At 59.2% G+C, this 4,807-nt stretch carries 5 protein-coding genes; 3 read left to right on the top strand and 2 right to left on the bottom strand.

What is annotated here, in order from left to right; translation table 11 throughout:
- Both AC1DRJ_RS19305 and mtnA read right to left on the bottom strand, forming a co-directional pair.
- The coding region (locus tag AC1DRJ_RS19305) for a DNA gyrase subunit A (RefSeq protein WP_477803556.1) at positions 1–290 on the bottom strand (290 nt) is incomplete at its 3' end.
- 447 nt (positions 291–737) lie between these two features.
- A complete protein-coding gene (gene mtnA / locus AC1DRJ_RS19300; RefSeq protein WP_477803555.1) occupies positions 738–1,814 on the bottom strand; it encodes an S-methyl-5-thioribose-1-phosphate isomerase in 1,077 nt (358 codons plus the stop codon).
- Between the two features lie 108 nt (positions 1,815–1,922).
- On the opposite strand from mtnA, the gene AC1DRJ_RS19295 reads away from it, so the two are divergent.
- The 3 genes from AC1DRJ_RS19295 to mupP are packed head-to-tail and all read left to right on the top strand — an operon-like array spanning position 1,923 to position 4,689.
- Entirely contained in the window at positions 1,923–3,257 is a 1,335-nt protein-coding gene (locus AC1DRJ_RS19295) for a TRZ/ATZ family hydrolase (RefSeq protein ID WP_477803554.1), read from the top strand.
- Positions 3,258–3,314: 57 nt separating this feature from the next.
- On the top strand, positions 3,315–4,013 hold the full coding sequence (ubiG, locus tag AC1DRJ_RS19290; protein ID WP_477803553.1) for a bifunctional 2-polyprenyl-6-hydroxyphenol methylase/3-demethylubiquinol 3-O-methyltransferase UbiG: 699 nt from the start codon (positions 3,315–3,317) through the stop codon (positions 4,011–4,013).
- Between the two features lie 4 nt (positions 4,014–4,017).
- A complete protein-coding gene (gene mupP, locus AC1DRJ_RS19285) occupies positions 4,018–4,689 on the top strand; it encodes an N-acetylmuramic acid 6-phosphate phosphatase MupP (protein ID WP_477803552.1) in 672 nt (223 codons plus the stop codon).
- Positions 4,690–4,807 lie beyond the last annotated feature (118 nt).

The following is a 4,807-nucleotide window of genomic DNA, read 5'->3' as shown; positions in this document are numbered from 1 at the left end:
GAGAACGGCTGCGCCATGCGGACGATGGTGTCGTACACCGCGGTATCACCGTGCGGGTGATACTTACCGATGACGTCACCGACAACACGGGCAGATTTCTTGTACGGCTTGTTGAAGTCGTTGCCCAGCTCGCTCATCGCGAACAGCACACGCCGGTGCACGGGCTTCAAGCCATCGCGCGCATCCGGCAGGGCCCGCCCGACAATTACGCTCATTGCGTAGTCGAGATAGGACTGCTTCAGCTCGTCTTCGATATTGACCGGGAGGATTTCTTTGGCCAGTTCGCCCATGAGAAGCTCGATTCCTTTTTCTGGTGAAACTTCGTCACATCCATATGGGACGAACGAAGCTCGCCGCTGCAGGCTGAGTGCCATACACCGACTTACGACAAATCAACAATTTGAACCATGGATTTGCGCAGTAAAGACAACCCCGTGGGGCTGCCTCGGAAAACGCCGAATGTTATCACAACAGCCGCCACGCACCTATCCCCCAGACGCGCATGGAGCATAGTTAGTTGACCGATGACAGGCTTGAGGGAAGCGAGAGGGGCTTAGAGCTGAGTTGAATGGAGATTTGGCAGTTTAATTAGGGTTGTTTGGTGGCTGTGAGAGCCTCTTCGCGAGCAAGCCCGCTCCCACAATTGATTGATGTTACCCAAGGATTTCAGGCATATCACAGACCCAATGTGGGAGCGGGCTTGCTCGCGAAGGCAATCACTCAGGCGCCACAAATAATTAATGCAGACGCTTGCGGCACATCAACTGCGCCATTTTCGCGGTGTCCGGGCGCTCGACGATGCCTTTTTCAGTAACGATCACGTCGATCAGGTCCGCAGGCGTCACATCGAACACCGGGTTGAACGCATCGACATCCGCCCCGACCCGCTTGCCGCCAACCTCCAGCAACTCACGGCCATCGCGCTCCTCAATAGGAATTTCATCGCCACTGGCCATATTCAGGTCAATGGTCGAACTCGGCGCCACCACCATGAATCGCACGCCATGGTGCATGGCATTGACCGCCAACTGATAGGTGCCAATCTTGTTCGCCACATCGCCATTGGCGGTGATCCGGTCGGCGCCGACGATCACCCAGGTCACACCTTTGACTTTCATGATGTGCGCGGCGGCGGAGTCGGCATTCACGGTCACAGGAATACCTTCATTGGCCAGCTCCCATGCGGTCAAACGCGAACCTTGCAGCCACGGCCGGGTTTCGTTGGCATAAACGCGCTCAACCATGCCTTCGATAAAGGCCCCGCGAATCACACCCAGTGCCGTGCCGAAGCCGCCCGTGGCCAGTGCGCCGGTGTTGCAGTGGGTCAGGATCGCCTGGGCATTACCTTGGTGCTTGCGGATCAGGTCCACGCCCAACTGGGCCATGGTCAGGTTGGCTTCGCGATCACTTTCATGAATGGCGATGGCCTCCGCCTCCAGAGCCGCCAGAGGGTCTGCGGCTTCTTTGAGACGGTCGAGGCGGTCACGCATGCGGCTCAAGGCCCAGAACAGATTCACCGCTGTTGGACGGGCATCGACCAGTAACGCGTAATCCTCTTCCCAAGCGGCCTGCCAGTCACCGCCCTCGGCAATTCGGGTGCGGGCCGATAACACCATGGCATACGCCGCACTGATGCCGATCGCTGGTGCACCGCGCACCACCATCGAACGGATGGCTTCGGCCACACCGGCTGCACTGGTGTAGGCAATCCAGGTCTCTTCGAAAGGTAAAACACGCTGATCCAGCAGGTACAGGGTGCCATCACGCCAATCGATGGCCYTCACTTTCTCCGCAGCCAACAGTCGATCGCGCATCCCTCACCCCGCACTCAAGCACAAAAGCCGTCGATTATAGCGATCCCCCTGCGAAGACGCTCGGGTATACTTCGCCATCCTTTACAAAAGCACTGGAACCAATCCTCGATGCCGAACACTGCCGCTGCGCTCGACTTGTTGTTGCTGCCGACCTGGCTGGTACCCGTCGAACCCGCTGGCGTTGTCCTCAAAGAGCATGGCTTGGGCATCCGTGACGGACGCATCGTATTTATCGGTCCACGCTCGGCTGCGTTGAAGCTTAACGCAACTGAAGTCCGTGAGTTGCCGGACATGTTGCTCAGCCCCGGGTTGATCAACGCTCACGGGCACGCCGCCATGACGCTGTTTCGTGGTTTGGCCGATGATCTGCCGCTGATGAGCTGGCTGGAAAACCACATTTGGCCAGCAGAAGCCAAGTGGGTTGATGAAACCTTTGTACGAGATGGCACGGACCTGGCCATCGCCGAACAGATCAAAGGCGGCATCACCTGCTTCTCTGACATGTATTTCTTCCCAAAGGTTGCCAGCGAGCGCGTCCATAACAGCGGTATTCGCGCACAAATTGCGATTCCGATCCTCGACTTCCCGATCCCGGGCGCCAGCACGGCGGACGATGCCATCCGTCAGGGTGTGGAATTGTTTGGCGACCTCAAACACCACGATCGCATCAAAATCACCTTCGGGCCCCATGCGCCCTATACCGTGGGTGACGAAAACCTGGAGAAAATCCGCGTGATCGCCGAGGAGTTGGACGCCTCGATCCACATGCACGTCCATGAAACCGCCTTCGAAGTGCAGCAATCGGTCGACCAGCGCGGTGAACGCCCGCTGGCTCGCCTCGCACGCCTTGGCTTGCTGGGGCCACGTTTCCAGGCCGTTCACATGACACAAATCAGCGATGAAGACCTGGTGATGCTGGTAGAAAGCAACACCAATGTGATTCATTGCCCGGAATCCAACCTCAAGCTGGCCAGCGGTTTTTGCCCGGTCGAGCGGTTGCGGCAGGCGGGCGTCAATGTGGCCGTCGGCACCGATGGCGCTGCCAGCAACAACGATCTCGACCTGCTGGGCGAAACCCGCACTGCCGCGTTGCTGGCCAAGGCCGTCGCCGRCTCGGCCACCGCGCTGGATGCTCATCAAGCCTTGCGCATGGCCACGCTTAATGGCGCCCGCGCCTTGGGGATCGAGGCTGAAACGGGTTCGCTGGAAGTTGGCAAGGCGGCCGATATGGTCGCGTTTGACCTGTCCGGCCTGGCGCAGCAACCGGTCTATGACCCGGTTTCGCAATTAATCTACGCCACCGGCCGGGACTGCGTGAAACACCTGTGGGTCGCCGGCAAGCAACTGCTCGACGACCGGCGCCTGACCCGCCTGGATGAAGAGCAGTTATGCGCCACCGCCAAGGCCTGGGGTCAACGCATCAGTGGCCGCACCGAATCGTAAGATCCCCGGACCGAACACCGGGGCAACAGGATTTTTCAAGTTTTTGAGGACTGAACCATGAGCAACGTCGACTACGCCGAGATCGCCAAATTCGAAGCCCTGGCCCATCGCTGGTGGGACCGTGAAAGCGAGTTCAAGCCGCTTCATGACATCAACCCGCTGCGGGTCAACTGGATTGACGAACGCGTCAAGCTGGCTGGCAAGAAGGTGCTGGACGTCGGTTGCGGCGGCGGGATTCTGAGCGAGGCCATGGCGCAGCGCGGCGCCACCGTCATGGGCATCGACATGGGCGAAGCGCCACTCGCAGTCGCGCAGTTGCACCAGTTGGAGTCGGGCGTGAACGTCGAATACCGACAGATCACCGCCGAAGGCCTCGCCGAAGAAATGCCGGAGCAATTCGACGTCGTCACGTGCCTGGAAATGCTTGAACACGTACCTGATCCGTCTTCGGTCATTCGCGCCTGCTTCCGTATGGTCAAGCCCGGCGGCCAGGTGTTCTTCTCCACCATCAATCGCAACCCGAAGGCGTACCTGTTCGCCATCGTCGGCGCTGAATACATCATGAAGCTGCTGCCGCGCGGCACACACGATTTCAAGAAATTCATCCRCCCTTCCGAGCTCGGTGCCTGGAGCCGCATGGCGGGCCTGACCGTCAAAGACATCATCGGCCTGACCTACAACCCGTTGACCAAGCACTACAAACTGGCGGCCGACGTGGACGTCAATTACATGATCCAGACCCTGCGCGAGGAGTAAGCCGATGCGTATCAGAGCAGTCCTTTTCGACATGGACGGCACGCTGCTCGACACCGCGCCGGACTTTATTGCCATCTGCCAGGCGATGCGCGCTGATCGTGGCTTGCCGCCCATGAATGACAAGCACATTCGTGACGAGATCTCCGGCGGCGCCAAGGCAATGGTCGCCGTGACCTTTGCGATGGACCCGCAATCGCCGGGCTTTGAAGAGCTGCGACTCGAGTTTCTTGAGCGCTATCTCGCCGGGTGTGCGGTTCACAGCAAGCTTTTCGATGGTATGGGCGAATTGCTGGCCGACATCGAGAAGGCCAACCTGATCTGGGGCGTGGTTACCAACAAGCCGCTGCGCTTCGCCGAGCCGATCATGCAGCAACTGGGGCTGGCCGAGCGTTCTGCGCTGCTGATCTGCCCCGATCACGTGAAAAACAGCAAGCCTGACCCGGAGCCGCTGATTCTGGCGTGCAAGATGCTCGACCTGGACCCGGCCAGCGTGTTGTTTGTCGGCGATGATCTGCGCGATATCGAATCCGGTCGTGATGCCGGCACCAAGACGGCTGCGGTGACCTACGGCTACATTCACCCTGACGACAACCCGCGACACTGGGGCGCGGACGTAGTGGTGGATCATCCGCTGGAATTGCGCAAGGTGCTTGATAGCGCTTTGTGTGGTTGCTGAGAACCGATTCTGTGAGCGAGTCAGGAATGCCAGCAACTATGCATTCCTTGTAGCAGCTGCCGTAGGCTGCGTTCGGCTGCGAAGCAGTCGTGAAATCAGACGACCCGGTGTTTCAGCT

This window comes from Pseudomonas sp. P5_B2, assembly GCF_056400445.1.
The sequence above is the reverse complement of the archived record's forward strand: the minus strand, read 5'-3'. Positions and strand labels throughout refer to the sequence as shown.

Excerpts from the sequence above, each read along its gene's own strand:
- mupP (WP_477803552.1), top strand. The coding sequence starts at position 4,018 with ATGCGTATCAGAGCAGTCCTTTTCGACATGGACGGCACGCTGCTCGAC.